Origin of the sequence: Xenorhabdus bovienii, from assembly GCF_024721015.1 — a bacterium.
In the GTDB taxonomy this organism is placed as follows: domain Bacteria; phylum Pseudomonadota; class Gammaproteobacteria; order Enterobacterales; family Enterobacteriaceae; genus Xenorhabdus; species Xenorhabdus bovienii.
The window spans coordinates 1-302 of the sequence record NZ_JANAIF010000387.1 but is presented as its reverse complement, the minus strand read 5'-3'; the positions used below and the strand labels follow the sequence as shown (position 1 = coordinate 302).

1 protein-coding gene is annotated in these 302 nt (G+C 55.3%); it reads right to left on the bottom strand.

Annotation, left to right across the window (positions count from 1 at the left end; genetic code table 11):
• On the bottom strand, nt 1-273 hold a 273-nt coding region (locus NXS07_RS21135), incomplete at its 3' end, for a transposase domain-containing protein (protein WP_498063306.1).
• Nucleotides 274-302 lie beyond the last annotated feature (29 nt).

The following is a 302-nucleotide window of genomic DNA, read 5'->3' as shown; positions in this document are numbered from 1 at the left end:
ACGCCATTGCCCTTTGATTTTGATATCAGTTTCATCCCTTCGCCACCGACGCCCAACGGCGGGCTTGCTCCGCCGATAGCGTTTGACCCTCAACGGGATCAGACGATGAACCCAGCGGGAAAGCGTGGAATGTTCGACGGTTATTCCACGCTCAACGAGCATTTCCTCGAGATTACGCAGGCTCAGCGCGTAGGCCAGATCCCCGCGAACACACTGAGCGATAATATCAACAGGGTAGTGCAGACGTTTGAACGCTTTTCGGATCAGGGGCATCGCTCTGGACTCGCTCAAAAACAGGGGAG